The sequence below is a fragment of the Terriglobia bacterium genome (genome assembly GCA_020072845.1).
Taxonomy (GTDB): domain Bacteria; phylum Acidobacteriota; class Terriglobia; order Terriglobales; family Acidobacteriaceae; genus JAIQGF01.
On the sequence record JAIQGF010000010.1, the window covers coordinates 1 to 18024 of the forward strand.

Sequence of the window (18024 nt, forward strand, 5' to 3'; positions counted from 1 at the left end):
CGCGTCCGCCTGGTTCGCGGCCGTGGCCACCACGCTGTGGATCATCTTCGTCTTGCTGTCTACGCCCACGTGCGCCTTCATCCCGAAATACCACTGCCCGCCCTTCTTGGTCTGCTTCATCTCCGGATCGCGTTGCTGCAACTGATTCTTCGTCGAGCTGGGCGCATGAATGATGGTCGCGTCCACGATCGTGCCCTTCGTGATCCGCACCCCCTTACTTTGCAAATGCAGGTTCACCGCCTCCAGCATCTCCCCGCCCAACCCGTGCGCTTCCAAAAGATGGCGGAACTTGCACACCGTGGTCTCGTCCGGCGCCGGCTCCCGCCCCAGGTCAATGCCCACGAAATCGCGCATCACCATCGAGTCGTACAGCGCTTCTTCCACCGCCGGGTCCGATAAGTTGAACCACTGCTGCAGAAAATAAATCCGCAGCATCCGCTCCACCCCCACCGGCGGCCGTCCACCGCCCGCCTTGGGGTAATGCGGTTCGAGCAGCGCACCCAGCTTCGCCCACGGCACCACCTGCTCCATCTCCTCCAGAAACTGCGCCCGTCGCGTCTTCTTCGTGTACCGCTCAAAGCCCGTCATCATCGCCAGTGTCCTCTGTTGGTGGTGAGAGTTCATCTGGCTGCACTTTAACTACAATGCCTGTGGAAAGTGGAGAGCTTAATCAGAGTCTCCTTAGCTCTTAGCTGCTGAAGGGTAGCGTAAGCCGCAAACAAATACTTAACCACGGATTTACACGGATGAACACGGATAAGAGAAATCCATCCGTGTGAACCCATGGTTCTGAACACAGCTCTTATCTTGTCCCGGTTTGGCTAAAAGCTAAGAGCTAACAGCTAAGAGCTTACCTTGGTTCGATTCTAGTCCGGCACACCCGCCAATTTCGCGGCCAAACCGGCGATTTCGCCGGCGGCATCGGGATGGGCGAGCCGATGCGCTGCCGCACCCATCGCTCGCAGGTGCGCGGGATCGTTGAGCAGTTGCGCCGCCGTGTCGGCCAGCCTTTGCGGCGTAAGTTCCGATTCCGGGATGAGTATGGCCGCGTTTTTCGTCGAGAGCGCCTCGGCGTTACGGCGCTGGTGATCGTCGGCGGCGCGCGGGAAGGGCACGAAAATGGCCGGCTTCCCTGCCGCCGCGATCTCGGCGACGGTGCTGGCGCCGGAACGGCAAATCACCAGGTCGGCGCGCGCGAAGGCGCCGGGCATGTCGTGAATGAACGGAGAAACCTCGGCGGGAATTCCGGCACTCAGGTAATCGGCCTGCGCCTCGTTGTAATCGCGCTCGCCGGTCTGATGAATGACGCGCAGGCCCGGCACGCGCTCGATGAGCGTGGGCAGCGCCTCGATGAGCGCGCGATTGAGGGCGTGCGCGCCCTGGCTGCCGCCGAACAATAACAGCGTCGGATCTGCGCCGGGCGGGCGCGGCGGAATCTCGAAAAAAGCGTGGCGCACCGGAACGCCGGTCACAACCGAGCGGCGAAACCAGTGGCGGGTCTCGGGAAACTGCACCGCCGCTACCGCGATCATGGGAGCGACCACGCGGTTGGCGAAGCCGGGAACGAAGTTAGGTTCGAACGCCACCGCCGGCACGCTGCTGAGCGCGGCGGCTAGCATCGCCGGGCCGGAGGCGTACCCACCGACGCCGATGACGACGTCGGGATGGAACTCGCGCAGGATTTGCGACGCGGCGAAAATGGCGCGCGGCAGGGCGAACAAGGTCTTCAGGCGCGTAATGGCGCTGACGTTCTTGAGCTGGCCGACGTCAATCAGCTTCAGCGGAAAGCCGGCGGCGGGGACGAGGCGGGTTTCGATGCCGCGCGCGGTGCCGACGAAAATGATCTCCGCGCCGAACTTGTCATGCAGTTCCCGGGCGATGGCCAGCGCGGGAATGACGTGTCCGCCGGTTCCGCCGCCTGCCAGGAGTGCGCGCATGGAGTCAGATTACATCATCGGCATCTCGCCACAGAGGGCACAGAGGTACCGAAGCCGAAAGTCATTTCCGATTGCCGATTGTCGATTGCCGATTTGTGAAAGTCAGTCTTGCTCAGGAGAACAGTAGTGATGCAAGCGGAAACCTAGATCCCTCGCTGCACTCGGGATGACATCCCCTACAGTGTGGGCACTGGCAGAGGTTGCGGTTCAGTCCGTGTGTTGGGTGATGTTGAGCAGCACGCCGACGCTGGCGAGGGTGATGAACAGCGACGATCCGCCGTAGGAGATGAAGGGCAGCGGGATGCCTTTGGTGGGGGCCAGGCCGAGGACCACGCTGATGTTGAACAGCGCCTGCACCCCGACCATGGCGCCGATGCCGGTGGCGAGGTAGCGCGCAAAGACGTCGTCGGTGATAACCGCGGCACGGATGGCGCGATAGAGAAAAATGGCGAACAGCGCGACCACCACGGTCGCACCCAGCAAACCAAGCTCCTCGGCGGTGACGGCAAAGATGAAGTCGGTGTGGGGCTCGGGCAGGTAGAACAACTTCTGCTTGCCTTCCATCAGGCCGAGGCCGGTGAGGCCGCCGGTGCCGACGGCGATCAGCGACTGAATGATGTGGAAGCCGCGTCCCTGCGGGTCGGAGTACGGGTCGAGAAAGGCCAGAATGCGCTGGTAACGCCAGGGAACGCGCACGATGAAGACATAAAAGAAGAGCGGCAGGGGCGCGAGCGCGTAGGCGTAATACTTCAGGTTCATGCCGGCGACGAACAGGATGACGGCGCTGATAGCGGCGCAGGCGAGCGCGGTGCCAAGGTCGGGCTGAACCAGGATGAGCGCCGACATCACCACCGCGGGCGCAATGGCCGGCATGAGGGTGCCGCGCCAATCGTCCATGGACTTGGTACGCGTTTCGAGGAAATACGCGAGAAAGAGGATGAGCGTGGGCTTGGCGAGTTCGGAAGGCTGGAAGGAAAGCGGGCCGAGCTTGATCCAGCGATGCGTGTTGTGCGTCCGGTCAAGGAAGAAAACCGAGATCAGCAGCAAGGTGGTCACGGCCATCAGCGAGAAGACAACCGCCGGATGCTTGTAGCGGCGGTAGTCGAGGCGCATGGCGCCCAACATTGCCGCGAGCCCGGCCAATGCCCAACCGAACTGGCGCACCACGAAGTGATAGGGGGAGCCGAACTTGTCCTTGGCAATCACCGCCGAGGCGCTGAACACCATGACGAGGCCGATGAAAACCAGGATCAGCGTGACGGTGAAGAGAGTTTTGTCGACGCTGACGCGTTTGGCCATGGGGAGCTTTTAGCTATTAGCTCTTAGCTTTTAGCTTGTGTATCGCTCGGATCAGATCAGTTGTAACACTCACGGTAACGGGTCTGGGGTAACTCGGCGGGTACGCGACAGTGTGGATATCAAACGGCAGAAGCTAAGAGCTAAAAGCTAATAGCTAAGAGCTGATCGCTTGCTTTTTCTCCGCCAGGGCGTGGACCAGGTCCTTGAAAGCGCGGCCGCGGTGTTCGTAGCTTTGGAACTGGTCAAAGCTGGCGCAGGCCGGGGCGAGCAGGACGATGTCGCCGGGAGTGGCGGCCTCAAAGGCGCGGCGGACAGCGACATCAAGCGTTTCGGCGTGGACGATTTCGGCGGCGCCGGCGATTTCTTTTTCGATCTTGGCAGCGGCGGCGCCGATGGTGTAGACGCGTTTGACCCGCTCCTGCAGCAGCGGATTGAGCACGGTGTAGGGTGAGCCCTTGTCCTTGCCGCCAAGAATGATGTGGATATTGCGGGGAAACGATTCCAGCGCCTTGATGGTGGCGTCCACGTTGGTGGCCTTGGAATCGTTGTAGAACTGCACGCCATTGATGGTGGTGACGAACTCGAGGCGGTGCTCGACCGCCTTGAAATCCTTGACGGCGGCGCGGATGCGGTGCGGCTCGCAGGGAACGATCATGCCGATACAGACCGCCGCCAGTACGTTTTCCAGGTTGTGCGCGCCCTGGAGCGAAATCTCGGCGGCCGGCATGATCTCGTGCTCGCCGGAGTCGTCGCGGTGGAGGATACGGCTGTCGCGCACGAAGGCGCCGCGCTCGACCTCCTTCTTGCGGCTGAACCAGCGGACCTGGACCTTGAGGCCGTCGGCCATACGCGCTGCTTGTTTGTCGTCGGCGTTGAGGATGGCGTAATCCGAGGAAATCTGGTTTTCGAAAACGCGCTTCTTGGCGGCAAGGTACTGGTCGAAGCTGCCGTGGCGGTCGAGGTGGTCGGGCGTGACGTTGAGCACGACCGCGATTTCCGGATGAAACGTCTGGATGGTCTCCAACTGAAAACTGGAGACCTCGAGGACGTTGTAGGTGTCGTCGGTGGCGTCGGCGACCAGCGAAATGGCGGCCGTCCCGATGTTGCCGCCGACCTGCGACTCGTAGCCGCCCCAGGCGATGACGTCGCCGGCCAGCGCGGTGGTGGTGGTCTTGCCATTGGAGCCGGTGATGGCGACGATGTGGCCCTTCAGAAAACGCGAGGCCAGTTCGATTTCGCCGATGACGGGAATGCCCATGGCGCGCGCCTGCGCCAGTTGTGGAACATCGGTGGGCACGCCCGGGCTGACCACGATGAGGTCCTGCTGCCGAAAAGTACGCTCGCCGTGGCCGCCGGTTTCGACGGCGACACCGAGATCGAGGAGGGTGCGGATGTCGGCACGCAGGTCGTCCTCGGCCTTGGCGTCGGAGGCGGTGACGCGGGCGCCGCGCTGCTGCAAAAACTGGGCGGAAGCAACGCCGGACTTGCCCAGCCCGACCACCAGCACGCGCTTGCCTTTTACGTCAAAAGGTTCTGCCATGGCTCAAATTTTTCTTACAACCCGGGCGTCCTGGGGGGAATCTGATGAGGTAACGTTTCTCCCCGATCAGCACGGATGTATCGTGTCCAGTCCTGCGTAACACGGTCAAAATTGCACGACATTCGTCGTGCCCATCGGGCTCTTACCTCCCCCAAGCACGACTTTCAAGGTCGTGCTCCTCCCTGCCTAAACGATTTGCGGGTCCACTACCCTGGATTCGAACCCCTGATTGTCGCACACGCGGCTAGCGCAGTTTCAAGGTGGTCAGGGCGAACAGGGCGAAGACGAGCGAGGCAATCCAGAAGCGGACGATGATTTTCGACTCCGACCATCCCAGCAACTCGAAATGATGGTGCAGCGGCGCCATCTTGAAGATGCGCTTTTTGCGCAGCTTGTACGAGCCCACCTGCAGAATCACCGACACCGCTTCAATCACGAAAACGCCGCCGATGAACGGCAGCAGCAGTTCCTGCTTGATGATGACCGCGACCGTGCCGATGGCGCCGCCGAGCGCGAGCGAGCCGACGTCGCCCATGAAGACCTCGGCGGGATGGGCGTTATACCAGAGAAAGCCGATGGCGGAACCGACCATGGCGCCGCAGAAGATGGTCAGTTCGCCCACCTGCGGCATGCGCTGCAGTTCGAGGTAGTCGGAAAATGTGGCGTGGCCGCTGACGTAAGTAAGAACCGTGAGCGCGCCGGCGGCAATCACGGTGCAGCCGATGGCGAGGCCGTCGAGGCCGTCGGTGAGGTTCACGGCGTTGCTGGAGCCGACGATCACCAGCACCACGAAGCCGATAAACGGAAGGAATGCGATCGGCCAGAGATGCGGCTTGGCGACCAACGCGGAGATCACCAGGTCGGGGCGGACGTTCTTGAAAAACGGCACCATCAGGTGCGTCGAGTACTGCCCCTTCGCCTGCAAGAGGATGAGCGAGACGGCAATGATGACGCTGACCAGGACTTGCAGCATCAGCTTGGTTTTTCCGGTTAGGCCGAGATTGCGCTGGTTCACGACCTTCATGTAGTCGTCGGCAAAACCAATCCCGCCGAAAGCCGCCGTGGCCATGACGGCGATCCAGACGTACTTGTTGGTCAGGTCGGCCCACAGGAGCGTGGGAACGATGATGGCGACAGCGATCAGCAGCCCGCCCATGGTCGGCGTGCCGGCTTTCTTCTGGTGCGCCTTGGGGCCTTCTTCGCGAATGTACTGCGAGATCTGGAATTCGCGCAGCTTGCGAACGATGGCGGGACCGACGATCAGGCCCATGAAGAGCGCCGTCAGGCTGGCAAACGCGGTGCGAAAAGTCAGGTACCGGAAAATGCGGAAGGGAGAAAAATAGCGGAACAGCACCTGATAAAGAAGCCAGTAGAGCAAACAGCTCTCCCTTCCAGTGTGGGGATGCTGGGCTAAGAATACAGCAGTGGAGTGAAATGTTTGTAGGGGCTAGGGGTCAGCGGCTAGTAGCTAGGCGGACACCGCGCACCACAAACTAAGTGCCAGCGACGCCCTTCGCCGTCCAGGTTTCCAGCGCACCCTCCAGTTTCACGCCCCGGGAAGCCTTGAGCAGGACGATGTCACCGGGGCGGACCTCGCGCGCCAGCCACTCGCCCGCCAGTTCAGGCGAATCGACAAATTCGGCGCGGACGCCGGCTTCGGCCGCGGCGTCCGCGATCTTACGGGCGGCGCCGCGGACGCCGAGCACGATGTCAATCTTCTTGTCGGCCATGTGGGCGCCAGAGCGGCGGTGGAGGTCGTCGGTAGTGGGGCCGAGTTCGAGCATTTCGCCGGCCACCACGACCCGGCGGCCGCCGTCAGGGACAGCCATGCCGGCCAGCGCGTCCACCACATAATCGAGCGCGCGCGGGTTGGAGTTGTAGCAGTCGTTGATGACGGTGGCGCCGCCCACGGTCAGGACCTGGCCGCGTTTGTCCGCCGGAGTGAACAGCGCGACTCCCGAGGTTGCTTCCTCCAGGGTGAGCCCGCCGAACAGCGCCACGGCAATCGCGCCGAGCGCGTTGTAGATGTTGTGGCGGCCGATGAGCGGTAACCGGGCGTGCGCGCGCGCCGCGCCGGCAACCACATCGAACTCGGAGCCGTCCGGCCCCATTTCGCGGATCGCTTCCGCGCGGACATCGGCGGGATGATGGATGCCGAAGGTGATGACGCGTCCGGAAAAATCGCGGCCAAACTGCGAGACGTATTCGTCATCCGCGTTCAGCACCGCGGTGCCGGTGGCGGGGAGCGACTGGATCAGCTCGTACTTCGCGCGGGCGATGTCGGCGACGGAATTGAAGAAGCCAAGATGTACCGGGGCGACGCAGGTCACGACGCCGGCATTGGGCTCGCAAAGCGCGGCCAGCGCGCGGATTTCGCCGGCGTGGTTCATGCCGAGTTCAACTACCGCGAGCTGATGTTCCGGCTCCAGCCGCAGCAATTGCAGCGGCAGTCCGTAGTGATTGTTGAGATTGCCCTCGGACTTGAGCACACGGTATTTCGCCGACAGCAGGCGCCCCGCCGATTCCTTGGTGGTGGTCTTGCCCGCCGAGCCGGTGATGGCGATTACTTGCTTGTTCCACATCCGGCGCACAGCGCGGCCTAGGGTTTGCAGGGCCGCGAGAGTGTCGGGAACGGCGATGATGCGGCGCTGGTCGCCGAAGCGCGCCGCCTGGCTGACGCGCACCACGGCCGCGACCGCGCCCCGTTCCAGGGCCGCGTTCACGTAATCGTGGCCATCGAAATTTTCGCCGCGAATGGCAAAAAACAAGTCGCCGGGCTGCAGCGTGCGCGAGTCAATGGAGTAGCCGGTGGCGACGGCGTCGCGATGAATCGCGTCTGCCATCCCGCCGATGATCTCGGCAATGCGTGCCAGCGGCAATCTCATCGCGTTCCTCCAACCGGCGCGGATTCTTTCTGGTGGTAGCCGGCAGCCTGCAGCGCCGCGCGCGCGACTTCGACATCGTCGAACGGATGCGCGCCTTCGCGGGTGATCTGCATTTTTTCGTGCCCCTTGCCGGCGATGAGGACGATATCACCCGGCCCGGCTGTCTTGACCGCGAGCGCAATCGCCTTGGCGCGATCGGACTCGACGGTGAACGGCGTCTTGGTGCGCTCCAATCCGGGCAGAGCGTCGTTGATGATCGCCATCGGCTCCTCGCTGCGCGGATTGTCGGAGGTGAGGATGACGTAGTCGCTGCCGCGCCCGGCGGCTTCTCCCATCAGCGGGCGCTTGGCGCGATCGCGATCGCCGCCGCAGCCGAAGACGGTGATCACCTTGCCGCCGCCGCGGGCAACGAATTCGCGGGCAAGCGCGGTGAGATTGCGCAGCGCGTCGTCGGTGTGGGCGTAATCCACCACGACGGTGAAGGGCTGGCCGGCGTCCACGCGCTGGAAGCGCCCGGGCACGCAGGTCAGCCGCTCAACACCCCGGGAAATGGCTTCCGGCGGGCAGTTGCGCGCGAAGGCGGCGGCCGATGCGGCAAGGACGTTGCAGACGTTGACGCGACCGATGAGCGGCGACCAGAGCGGAACCGTGCCTGTGGGTGTCACCAGGTCAAAGCGCGTGCCGTTCATGCCGACGTCGACTTTGTCGGCGTAGAAGTCGCCTTGAGTGACGCCGTACGTCAGCACCTGCGAGCGCGACTTGCTGAACTTCGCCAGCTTCTTTCCGTACTCGTCTTCAATATTGATGATGGCGATGCGCGGCGGATCGGTGCCGACGCCCTCGAACAGCGCGCGCTTGGCGGCGAAGTAGGAGTCGAAATCGCGGTGGTAGTCGAGATGGTCGCGCGTGAGATTGGTAAAAATCGCGACATCGTAGGGAATCCCGAAGACGCGCTGCTGCGCCAGGGCGTGGGAGGAGACCTCCATCACCGCTTCTGTTGCGCCGTTGCGCAGCGCCTCGGCCAGCATTTGATTGAGTTCGAGCGGCTCGGGCGTGGTGTGCGGCGCAGGCAGAACATTGCCCGCCACGTGGTATTCGACGGTGCCGATGAGCGCGGTCTTCCGCCCTGCCGCCTGCAGAATTGATTCCAGCAAGAATGAGGTTGTGGTCTTGCCGTTGGTGCCGGTGATGCCGCTGCCGGCCAGCTTTTCGGCGGGCCGCTTGTAGAAATTTGCGCTCAGGCGGGCGAGCGCGCGGCGTCCGTGCGGGACCTGCGCCCAGGCGACGTCGCCCTTGGGCTCGACTTTTGCATCGTCGCTGACCACCGCGACCGCGCCGGCGGCAAGCGCAGCCTCGATGTAGCGATTGCCGTCGGTGGTTTCGCCTTTCATGGCGACAAAGCACCAGCCGGGCTGCACGCGACGGGAATCATAGTCGAGCCCGGCGATCTCGGGATTGCCGCGCTGGAAGAGGAACTCCGCGCCGTCGAGCAGTTGTTGGAACTTCATTGGCATGATTTAACCACAGGACGGGAGAGTTTCAGTTTCAGTTTCGGTTTCAGTTTCAGTATCAGCTTTAGTTAGCGGCTGAAGCGAACCGAGATTCTGGTTCCGCTGGGCACGCGCGTCCCTGCCGCCGGAGATTGTTCGCGGGCGATGCCGCTGCCCATGGCTTCGATCTCCAGCCCCGCGTCCTGCGCCGCCTCGATGGCGGAGCGCAGAGTTTTTCCGGCAAACGATGGGACGTTGACGGCGCCGCCTACATCGAGGACAACGGTCCCGCCGCCGGGACGCTCTTCGGTCGCGGGCTGCGGCCCCGGAACGACCGGCACCGGTGGCGGCGCCGCAGTCTTCGAGGTTAGCGCCGCCGGCGTAACTTTCGCCGCGGGCGTAGCCGCGATCACCGGCGCAGACTTCGGCTGCTGCGGCTCGGGTGCGGCATTCTCCGCCACTTCAAGACCGCCGCCCAGGCGATCGGGCGAGCCTTCATTTAACTCTTCGTCCTTCACCGCCGCGCGCATTTGCAGGCGCTTGGCATTCTTGATTTCGGCATCGTGCGGCACGTTCATGTAAGACAACACCTGCTGCGCGATGCGCGTGAACACCGGCGCTGAAACCTGCCCGCCCTGGTGGAGGCCGACCGGCGAATCCAGGCTAACCATGATGGTCAGCGCGGGATTGTTCACCGGCGCGAAACCAGCAAATGTCGCCACGTACTTGGTCCGCGAATACGTGCCGGTGCTGGGGTCAACCTTCTGCCCGGTTCCGGTCTTGCCGGCGGAGGTGTAGCCGTCGAGGATGGCCCGCCGCCCGGTGCCAAACAGGACCACGCCTTCCAGCATCTTCTTCATCTGCGCCGCGGCCAAGGTGGAAATGACGCGGTGCTGCGGCGGGCGCTGGAAGGTGACGGTTTGAGGAGTCTTGCGCGGCGGCAGCACGCCGGCGACGATGCGCGGCGGCGTATAGACGCCGTCGTTGGCGACCGTCGATACCATGGACGCCAGTTGCAGCGCGGTCACGCCGATTTCCTGGCCGATCGACATGGCGCCGATGGAAACCTTCGACCAGCGGTTCACCGGCTTGGCCATGCCCTTGGTTTCGCCGGGCAGTTCGATGCCGGTCTGCTGTCCGAAGCCGAAGCCCCGGATGTAGTTGTACAAACGCTGATCGCCCACGCGCATGCCGACCTTGACCGCGGCCACGTCGCTGGAGTGCGCCAGCGCGTCCTTGATCGGCACCACGCCCATCTTGTGCAGGTCGTGGATGCGAATGCCGCCGACGTTGATCACGCCGCCCTGGCAATCAATGGGGTCCTCGGGCTGCACCACTTTCTCTTCCACGGCGGAAGAATACGTGACGATCTTGAACACCGAGCCGGGCTCGTAGATGTCGCTGACCGCCCGGTTTTTCAGCGCGGGGAGCGGCGCGTCCTTGTAGATGTTGGGATTGAAGGTGGGGCGGTTGGCGAGCGCCAGGATCTCGCCGGTGCGCGGGTTCTGCACCACCACCGTGCCCGCTTCGGCGCGGGTGTCGTGCATGGCCTGCTCGAGTTCCTTCTCGACGATGTACTGGATTTTTTCGTCAATGGTGAGGACCACGTTGTCGCCGGGGTCGGGCTGGCGCTCGACGCGGCCGAACCATTTGCGGCGCGCGTCCATGGTGATCAGCATCTTGCCGGGCGTGCCGTGCAGGCGCGCGTCGAAGGCGTGCTCAATGCCGCCCAGGCCCTCGTCGTCCAGCCCGACGTAGCCGATGGTCTGCGCGGCCAGTTCGCGCTTGGGATAGAAACGCTTCGGCTCCTTCTGAAAGTAGACGCCGCGCAGGTTCAGGGCGCGGATGCGCTGGCCGGCATCGGCGTCCACCTTGCGCGCGATCCAGGCGAAGGAGTGCGACGCCTTGAGCCGCGCCACCATCTCCCGCGGGTCGCTGTTCAGAACGCGCGCCAGCAGGTTGGCAGTGTTCTCCGGGTCGGGAATTTCACTCGGCACGGCAAACACCGAGTCCACCGAAATGGACATGGCCAGCTCGTGGCCGTTGCGGTCGTAAATGATGCCGCGGCGGGGCGCCACCGGGATAGTGCGCTGCTGCTGGCGTTGCGCGCGTTGCAGCCAGTCGCCGTAACGGAGGATTTGCAGTTGAACCAGGCGGAGGCCGATGAATCCACACCACAGAAACAGGACGCCGCCGAGCAGGTACAGCCGCCACTTCGGGTCCTTCAGCAGGCTATTTCCCGCCACGGTCTTCACCTGACTAATGATCGAGGGCTCAAAGCAAAAAGTTTCACGTTTCACGTTTCACGTTATCGAGGCAGGTTCGCCAAACGGTGGAACGCACAACGTGAAACTTGAAACGTGAAACCTTGTTACGGCGTCGAAATCACCGCCACGTCGGCGCGCGCCATCACCGGCACTCCGGGGTCCTTGGCGCTGGGCTCGACGCGGACCACTTGTCCGGCCTTCGGGGTCTGCAGGCCCATCTCTCGCGCCAGCATGTCAATGCGCTGCGGGTCTTTTAAGGAGGCCTCCTCCAGGCGCAGGGCGCGGTTGGTTTCCACCATGCTCTCGCGCTGCGATTTCATCGCCTCGATGCGGTAGCCATACTCGATGGCGCTGAAATGCTGCCAGGCATAGATCATGACCAGCAGGAACAGGAGCGCCAGCGCGCAGGCGAACTGCGTCATTTCGCGGCTGCGCTTGGTATCGGCGACGCGCACCAGGCGTGAGTTGTCGATGGCCTTGGTGAAGTAAACCTCGGGCGTGCCGTTCCAACCGCGGCGGCTGGCCCACACCTGCGGACGCGTGGTGGCCCCGGCTGCCATTACGCCACCCCGTTCATCATCGGTTGCGCATCCGCCAGGCGATAGCCGAAGTGCGACGCCAGGAGCCGGTCTTCGTGCTCCAGTTCGACTGCCGTGCGCCGATCCTCCGCGTGGCCTTCCGCCCGCGCCACCATTTCCAACAGATCGTTGATCACTGTGCCCGTATACATCCTGCACCTCCGGGTCCGCCGACTTCTAGAATCCTTCCCGGGACGGCATCGAAAGGAAGGATTTTGTTTTGTGGAACTACTCATTCGCCCTAGTCAGAGAGGCGATGCCGCCCCGGAAACTTTTTATTAACCATTCTCACAATTTCTTCCGCTAATTATGTCGTGGTACGATGTTTTGCACATCTCCCACAACTTTTTCCACCGCCCGCAGCTTCGCGCTGCGCGACCGCGGATTCTGCTCGACCTCTTCCCCGCTCGCGGTCACCGGCTTTTTCGTCAGCAGCCGGTAGCAGCCGGCTTGCGCGCCGTCCCGGAACGCGTCCTTCACGATCCGGTCTTCCAGCGAGTGGAAGCTGATGGTCACCAGCCGCCCGCCTTTTCGGAGTACCTCGGGCGCGCTCAAGAGCAGCGCCCGCAGTTCGTCCAATTCGCGGTTTACGAAAATTCGGAGAGCCTGAAAGGTGCGCGTCGCAGGATGAATGGGCCCGGGTTTCATTGGCCCGGCCGCGGCCGCTACCACCTCCGCCAACTGCTTCGAGGTTCGTATCGGCCGCGACCGGACAATGGCTCTGGCGATTCTCCGCGACCTCCTTTCCTCACCGAATTCGTAAATCAAATCAGCAAGCTCGCGCTCGCTGAGCTGGTTTACCGCTTGTTCGGCAGTCATGGGGGCGCCCGGGTCCATCCGCATGTCGAGTGCGCCCTCCGCCTGGAAGCTGAAGCCCCGCGCCGCGTCCGCAAGCTGCAACGAGCTCAATCCCAGGTCCGCCAGCAGCCCGTCAGCTTGTTGTTCGCCGACGAACTCCGCGACCCGGGCAAACGATGCGTTGATCAGCTCCACCACCGGCCAGTTGTTTTCCATCCCAGCCGGCGGCTGCAGCCGCTCGCGCGCGATAGCCAGCGCCTTCGGGTCCTTATCGAGCCCAATCAAACGACCCCGTGGGCCGAGGCGTCTTGCGAGCTCGAAACTGTGCCCGCCCAGCCCCACGGTGGCGTCGATATAGGTCCCGCCAGGTTTGACCGCCAGAAATTCGATCGCTTCTTTTAAAAGAACGGAGACATGGCCAACTTGCTGTTCCCGACTGCCATGTCCGCCCCTGGGGGCGTGTTCCCCGCTGCCATGCACTGCTAAATGCCCAAGTCGTCCAGGTTCTTTTCGTCATCGGCCGTAAAGGGTTCTGCCACATCCTTGCTGACCGCTTCCATGCTCTGGACTTCCAAATGGTTCAGATATCCCAACACCGCTACGTCGCCCTTCAGCTCCGCCGCGTCGCGCAGCAGTTGCGGCAACAACAGGCGTCCCTGGGCATCCATCTCCACTGCCTGGCCCCAATAATTGGTGCGCGTCAGGAACCTCTTCTTGGTGGGATTGAAATTGGAGAGCGCGGCCAGCTTCTGCTCGATCCGTTCCCATTCCTCGAAGGGATATATCTGGGCAACCTTCCCATTCAGCGACGTGATGTAGAATCGAACGGCATATTTCTCGTCGATCACGCGCTTGAATTCCGCGGGGACCTTGAGCCGTCCTTTTTCGTCGACGCGGGTTGGGTGATTGCCGCGAAACATTCGGTTGATTCCGTTTCCAGGCTGCAATTGCCACAGCCATGGAGGTCAAAGCGGTCGAAAACTGCTCAAATTCGGGTTCGATGGCGTCGAGTTGGGGGAGGTTCTCGATCATTCCACTGGCGCCCCTCAGTCCGGCGCCGGCTACCCATAACGAGCCAACTTCAAACCACTTTCGACCACTTTTGACCACATCCTACGCCTAAGTTGTTGCTTGTCAATATGTATTTTTTAGGTGGTTGGCTTGGCTTAAGGCAGCCTGTGAAAAGTCCCAGCGCTTGGAGTTTCCGCGGGAGTACCTACAAGCTCTAGGGTTTACTATCTTGGTTCATCCCGGACAGGCCCCGTGGTCGCCCTATGGTCGAGTTTTTCGAAACCTCGCAGTTCGTATCGGTTGAGGCGGAGCGCGCCTTCCGTTTCTTTGCCGATCCCAAGAACCTGCCGCTCATCAGCCCGCCGGAATCCGGCGCGCGCATCGTTCGCCTGGACCTGGTGGCGCCCACGGACCACCCCGGGTTGGCCGGCGAGGGTTCCGAGATCGAGATGTCGGTACGGCTGTTTCCGCAGTTTCCGTTGCGACGGCGATGGCGGGCGCGCATCGTCGAATTCGAATACGGAGCTTACTTCCGCGACACGCAGGTCCGTGGTCCATTCGCGCACTGGGACCACACGCACTCGTTTCAGGAGAGCGGGGCGGGAACCCTCATCAACGACATCGTCGAATATGACGTCGGATGGGGGAAGTTGGGCAACGCGGCGAATGCGCTATTCGTACGCAAGGCACTAAACAAGATGTTCAGTTACCGCCATCGCGCCACCGAGCGGATGCTGATTCCGAACGGTTGAAGGACCTCTTGGAAGGGTGTTTAACGCCCGTACCTTTGTTCCAGACTGTCCCACCCCATGACTTTCTTGGAAGGAGCTTTCAAACGCGCGCCCTCCGGGAGGATGGACGTCCGCCAAGTACTCCACGAAGCACAGCCTTGTTCCGAAAATAGAACAGACTTCAGATTCCTGCTGCCTTTGCCCGCCAAATTCGTATCCTCAATGGCACCAGGCATGGTAGGAGTGCGAAACGAGGTGGGTGATGAATGACGATGGAACTGCGGTCGATCCTGGCCCCGACAACACGAATTCTGCCAACAAGACAGGTCAGCCGGCAAATTTCCTTGGCATACCGCTGAAAGGATGGGCAATCTTCGCCGTTTCGTTCATAGTGGTTTGCTACACCGCCGCTCACTTCACCGTAAAGCTTTATGGTGAGCTCGCCCAGGTGCGCAGCGAGTTGGTTGCAACAAAGCAGCAGAAAAGCGAGATTGCTCGCTCCAACGACAAGGCAACTCGAATTAATAAGGACACGAGTGTGTACACCGACGCCGTGACCAAGGAGAAGGCCACCCACGAACACGACGGAAGCGGACATCGAGTCGTACTCCACAGCGATGGCCGTGGCGAAATCGTCGCTACATACTTTGCTTCAGACGGTTGCATTGCCATCGCGCGGCCCGGACCTGAATTGGCATATATGCCGCCCCAGTCAATTGTCGAGTGGTCACTCGGACCGGCGAAGAAACCGCCTCTGAATCCCCCAGTGCTGGACCAAAGCGCGTTGAACAGAAGCGAATTGCCAGCGATCGAACTGCCCAACGTACTTTCCCAATCAAAAGAGACGGGCCGCCTGCGATACGTGTCCACCGAGGATCGACAACCGAGGCTGCTCCGCGTTCAAGCCGGCTGTCTCAATCCGCATCCTGGGCCATTCCGGTCCTGGTGGGGCCCTGCATCTGGATGTTGGGCTCCGTTCTATCGCCAGTGGAACGACGGCTGCACGCATTACCAGATGTATAACGCGTGTACCGGCCAGTGGGACCCAAGAATCAACTGGACTGCGTGCGTCGCCCAGCATCATCCCTAGCCAGCGCGGGGCAACCGAGCCGCTACGCCCTTCGGCTGCGATCCACGATTTCCGGGCCCACCGTTCTCTTGGAGTGCCGTGGGACGCGTGTAGCTGGTAGTTGGCAGCTGGGCGCCTGGTCCGAGCCACCAGCTACCAACCACGAGCGCTTGACCCGGCTTCCCTGCCCGTTATACTGGCGAGTTCCGCTAACGCTAGAATCCTGCCCAGGAGCGCACGAATCCAATGAAGAGCACCGCAATCTTTCTGTTTCTGGCATTCATGACCGCCTCTCTGATCAGCACACTCGCGGTCGCCGCCGACAAGACCGGCAACCCCAAGCCGCCCGTCGCCAAGATCATTCCCAAGGACGTCACCGTCCACGGCGATCAGCGCATTGACAACTATTTCTGGCTGCGCGAAAAGCAGAATCCCGACGTGGCCGCCTATCTCAACGCCGAGAACGCCTACGCCGACGCGGTCATGCACGGCACCGAAGCTTTCCAGGATTCGCTCTACCAGGAACTGCTCGGACACATCAAGCAGACCGACGTGCAGGTTCCCTACCGCGAAGGCGGTTTCTGGTACTACTCCCGCACCGAGGAAGGCAAGCAGTACCCGATCCACTGCCGCAAGGCCGGAACGCTGGAAGCGCCCGAGCAGATCACGCTCGACGTGAATGAACTCGCCAAGGGACAGAAGTTCATGTCGCTGGGCGCGTTCATGGTCAGCGACGACGCCAACCTGCTGGCCTATTCCACCGACAACACCGGCTTCCGGCAATACAAGCTGCATGTGAAGGACCTGCGCACCGGGGCGCTGGTGGAAGATGTCGCGGAGAAAACCGGCTCGGTGGCCTGGGCCGCCGACAACAAGACGCTCTTCTACACGGTGGAAGATCACGCCAAGCGGCACTATCGCGTCTACCGTCACGCGCTCGGTTCCGGCAAGCCCGACGACCTGGTCTACGAGGAGCAGGACGAGCGCTTCAATGTCGGTGTGCATCGCACGCGCAGCCGCCAGTACATCCTGATGGAAATCGGCAGTCACACCACGTCGGAAATGCGCTTCCTCCGCTCCGACCAGCCCACGGGCGAGTTCAAGCTGATCAACCCGCGCCGCCAGGACCACGAGTATTACGTGGACGATCACGGCGACCAGTTCCTGATCCGCACCAACGACCAGGGCCGCAACTTCCGGCTGGTCACGGCGCCGGTCAGCGACCCGGGCGAGAAGAACTGGAAAGAACTGGTGCCGCACCGGCCGGCGGTGATGCTGAGCAACGTCGACGTCTTCAAGGATTTCTACGTGCGGATTGAGCGCGAAAATGCGCTGCCGCACCTGACGCTGGTGGACTTCAAAAGTGGCGCGACGCATCGCATCGCAATGCCCGAGCCGGTCTATTTCGCGTCGCCGAACAACAATCGCGAGTACGACGCCAGGCTCTATCGCTACAGCTATCAATCCATGGTCACGCCGAGCTCCGTGTTCGACTACGATGTGGAGAAGCGCACCTCGAAGCTGCTCAAGCAGGTGGAGGTGCCGGGCTACGATCCGGCCAAGTACAAATCGGAGCGGCTGTGGGCCACGGCCCGGGATGGCACCCGCATTCCGATCTCGATCGTGTACCGCAAGGATTTTCAGACCAACGGCGCGCATCCGATGTTCCTCACCGGGTACGGCTCTTACGGGTTCTCCTACCCGGTGACTTTCAGCTCGAACATGCTGCCGCTGCTGGATCGCGGCTTCTCCTATGCGGTCGCGCACATTCGCGGCGGCGGCGACATGGGCAAGCCCTGGCACGATGCCGGCAGGATGTTCAACAAGAAAAACACGTTCACCGACTTCATTGATTCCGCCGAGTACCTGATCGCCAATAAGTACACGTCGAAGGCAAACCTGGTGGTGCAGGGCGGCAGCGCCGGCGGCCTGCTGATGGGCGCCATCACCAACCTGCGTCCCGACCTGTTCCGCATCGTGATCGCCAAGGTGCCGTTCGTGGACGTAGTGAACACCATGCTCGACGCTTCCCTGCCCCTCACCGTTTCCGAATACGAGGAGTGGGGAAACCCGAACAAGCCGGACGAGTACAAGTACATCCGCAGCTACTCGCCCTACGACAACCTGGAAAAGAAGGCGTACCCGACCATGCTGGTGAAGACCTCGTTCAACGACAGCCAGGTGATGTATCACGAGCCGGCCAAGTACGTGGCGCGGCTGCGCACGCTGAAGACGGACAGCAATCCCCTGGTGCTGAAGACCAACATGGCGGCGGGGCACGGCGGCTCTTCGGGACGGTACGACTACTTGAAGGAGATCGCCTTCGATTACGCGTTTGTGCTGTCGCAGTTGGGACTGGAAAAACCGGCGGCAACGCAGGCGGGAAAATAGAGCTTATTCCGAGGTGGGCCCCGGCGCT

At 62.2% G+C, this 18024-nt stretch carries 15 protein-coding genes; 3 read left to right on the top strand and 12 right to left on the bottom strand.

Annotated elements, in window-relative coordinates; all coding sequences use genetic code 11:
* From LAN70_10815 to LAN70_10870, 12 genes are all read right to left on the bottom strand, one after another.
* A partial coding sequence (locus LAN70_10815) for an IS5 family transposase (GenBank protein ID MBZ5511645.1) occupies nt 1-624 on the bottom strand: 624 nt, incomplete at its 3' end.
* Nucleotides 625-866: 242 nt separating this feature from the next.
* Complete coding sequence (gene murG, locus LAN70_10820) at nt 867-1937, bottom strand: undecaprenyldiphospho-muramoylpentapeptide beta-N-acetylglucosaminyltransferase (protein MBZ5511646.1); 1071 nt, start codon at nt 1935-1937, stop codon at nt 867-869.
* A 207-nt stretch (nt 1938-2144) separates the two neighbouring features.
* Complete coding sequence (ftsW, locus tag LAN70_10825; GenBank protein MBZ5511647.1) at nt 2145-3236, bottom strand: putative lipid II flippase FtsW; 1092 nt, start codon at nt 3234-3236, stop codon at nt 2145-2147.
* 154 nt (nt 3237-3390) lie between these two features.
* Complete coding sequence (murD, locus tag LAN70_10830; GenBank protein ID MBZ5511648.1) at nt 3391-4776, bottom strand: UDP-N-acetylmuramoyl-L-alanine--D-glutamate ligase; 1386 nt, start codon at nt 4774-4776, stop codon at nt 3391-3393.
* Between the two features lie 244 nt (nt 4777-5020).
* Nucleotides 5021-6154 carry a phospho-N-acetylmuramoyl-pentapeptide-transferase gene (gene mraY / locus LAN70_10835; protein MBZ5511649.1) on the bottom strand — a complete coding sequence of 378 codons (1134 nt, stop codon included), beginning with the start codon at nt 6152-6154 and terminating at the stop codon, nt 5021-5023.
* 115 nt (nt 6155-6269) lie between these two features.
* The gene (gene murF, locus LAN70_10840; protein MBZ5511650.1) at nt 6270-7661 is read right to left on the bottom strand and encodes a UDP-N-acetylmuramoyl-tripeptide--D-alanyl-D-alanine ligase; all 1392 of its coding nucleotides are present in this window, start codon (nt 7659-7661) and stop codon (nt 6270-6272) included.
* Nucleotides 7658-9169 carry a UDP-N-acetylmuramoyl-L-alanyl-D-glutamate--2,6-diaminopimelate ligase gene (locus LAN70_10845; GenBank protein MBZ5511651.1) on the bottom strand — a complete coding sequence of 504 codons (1512 nt, stop codon included), beginning with the start codon at nt 9167-9169 and terminating at the stop codon, nt 7658-7660. The genes murF and LAN70_10845 overlap by 4 nt, the downstream gene beginning before the upstream one ends.
* Nucleotides 9170-9240: 71 nt before the next feature.
* Complete coding sequence (locus LAN70_10850; GenBank protein MBZ5511652.1) at nt 9241-11352, bottom strand: transpeptidase family protein; 2112 nt, start codon at nt 11350-11352, stop codon at nt 9241-9243.
* Between the two features lie 170 nt (nt 11353-11522).
* A complete protein-coding gene (locus tag LAN70_10855) occupies nt 11523-11978 on the bottom strand; it encodes a cell division protein FtsL (GenBank protein MBZ5511653.1) in 456 nt (151 codons plus the stop codon).
* The gene (locus LAN70_10860) at nt 11978-12148 is read right to left on the bottom strand and encodes a hypothetical protein (GenBank protein ID MBZ5511654.1); all 171 of its coding nucleotides are present in this window, start codon (nt 12146-12148) and stop codon (nt 11978-11980) included. Before LAN70_10860 ends, LAN70_10855 begins: the two co-directional genes overlap by 1 nt.
* A gap of 151 nt (nt 12149-12299) precedes the next feature.
* On the bottom strand, nt 12300-13274 hold the full coding sequence (gene rsmH / locus LAN70_10865; protein MBZ5511655.1) for a 16S rRNA (cytosine(1402)-N(4))-methyltransferase RsmH: 975 nt from the start codon (nt 13272-13274) through the stop codon (nt 12300-12302).
* 2 nt (nt 13275-13276) lie between these two features.
* Nucleotides 13277-13714: a division/cell wall cluster transcriptional repressor MraZ gene (locus LAN70_10870; protein ID MBZ5511656.1), complete on the bottom strand. Its 438-nt coding sequence runs from the start codon at nt 13712-13714 to the stop codon at nt 13277-13279.
* Between the two features lie 354 nt (nt 13715-14068).
* On the opposite strand from LAN70_10870, the gene LAN70_10875 reads away from it, so the two are divergent.
* The 3 genes from LAN70_10875 to LAN70_10885 all read left to right on the top strand — a co-directional run bounded on the left by LAN70_10875 (nt 14069) and on the right by LAN70_10885 (nt 17996).
* Nucleotides 14069-14557 (top strand): SRPBCC family protein, encoded by a 489-nt coding sequence (locus LAN70_10875; protein MBZ5511657.1) that lies wholly within the window; start codon nt 14069-14071, stop codon nt 14555-14557.
* Between the two features lie 241 nt (nt 14558-14798).
* On the top strand, nt 14799-15626 hold the full coding sequence (locus tag LAN70_10880) for a hypothetical protein (GenBank protein ID MBZ5511658.1): 828 nt from the start codon (nt 14799-14801) through the stop codon (nt 15624-15626).
* Between the two features lie 261 nt (nt 15627-15887).
* Complete coding sequence (locus LAN70_10885) at nt 15888-17996, top strand: S9 family peptidase (GenBank protein ID MBZ5511659.1); 2109 nt, start codon at nt 15888-15890, stop codon at nt 17994-17996.
* Nucleotides 17997-18024: the final 28 nt, after the last annotated feature.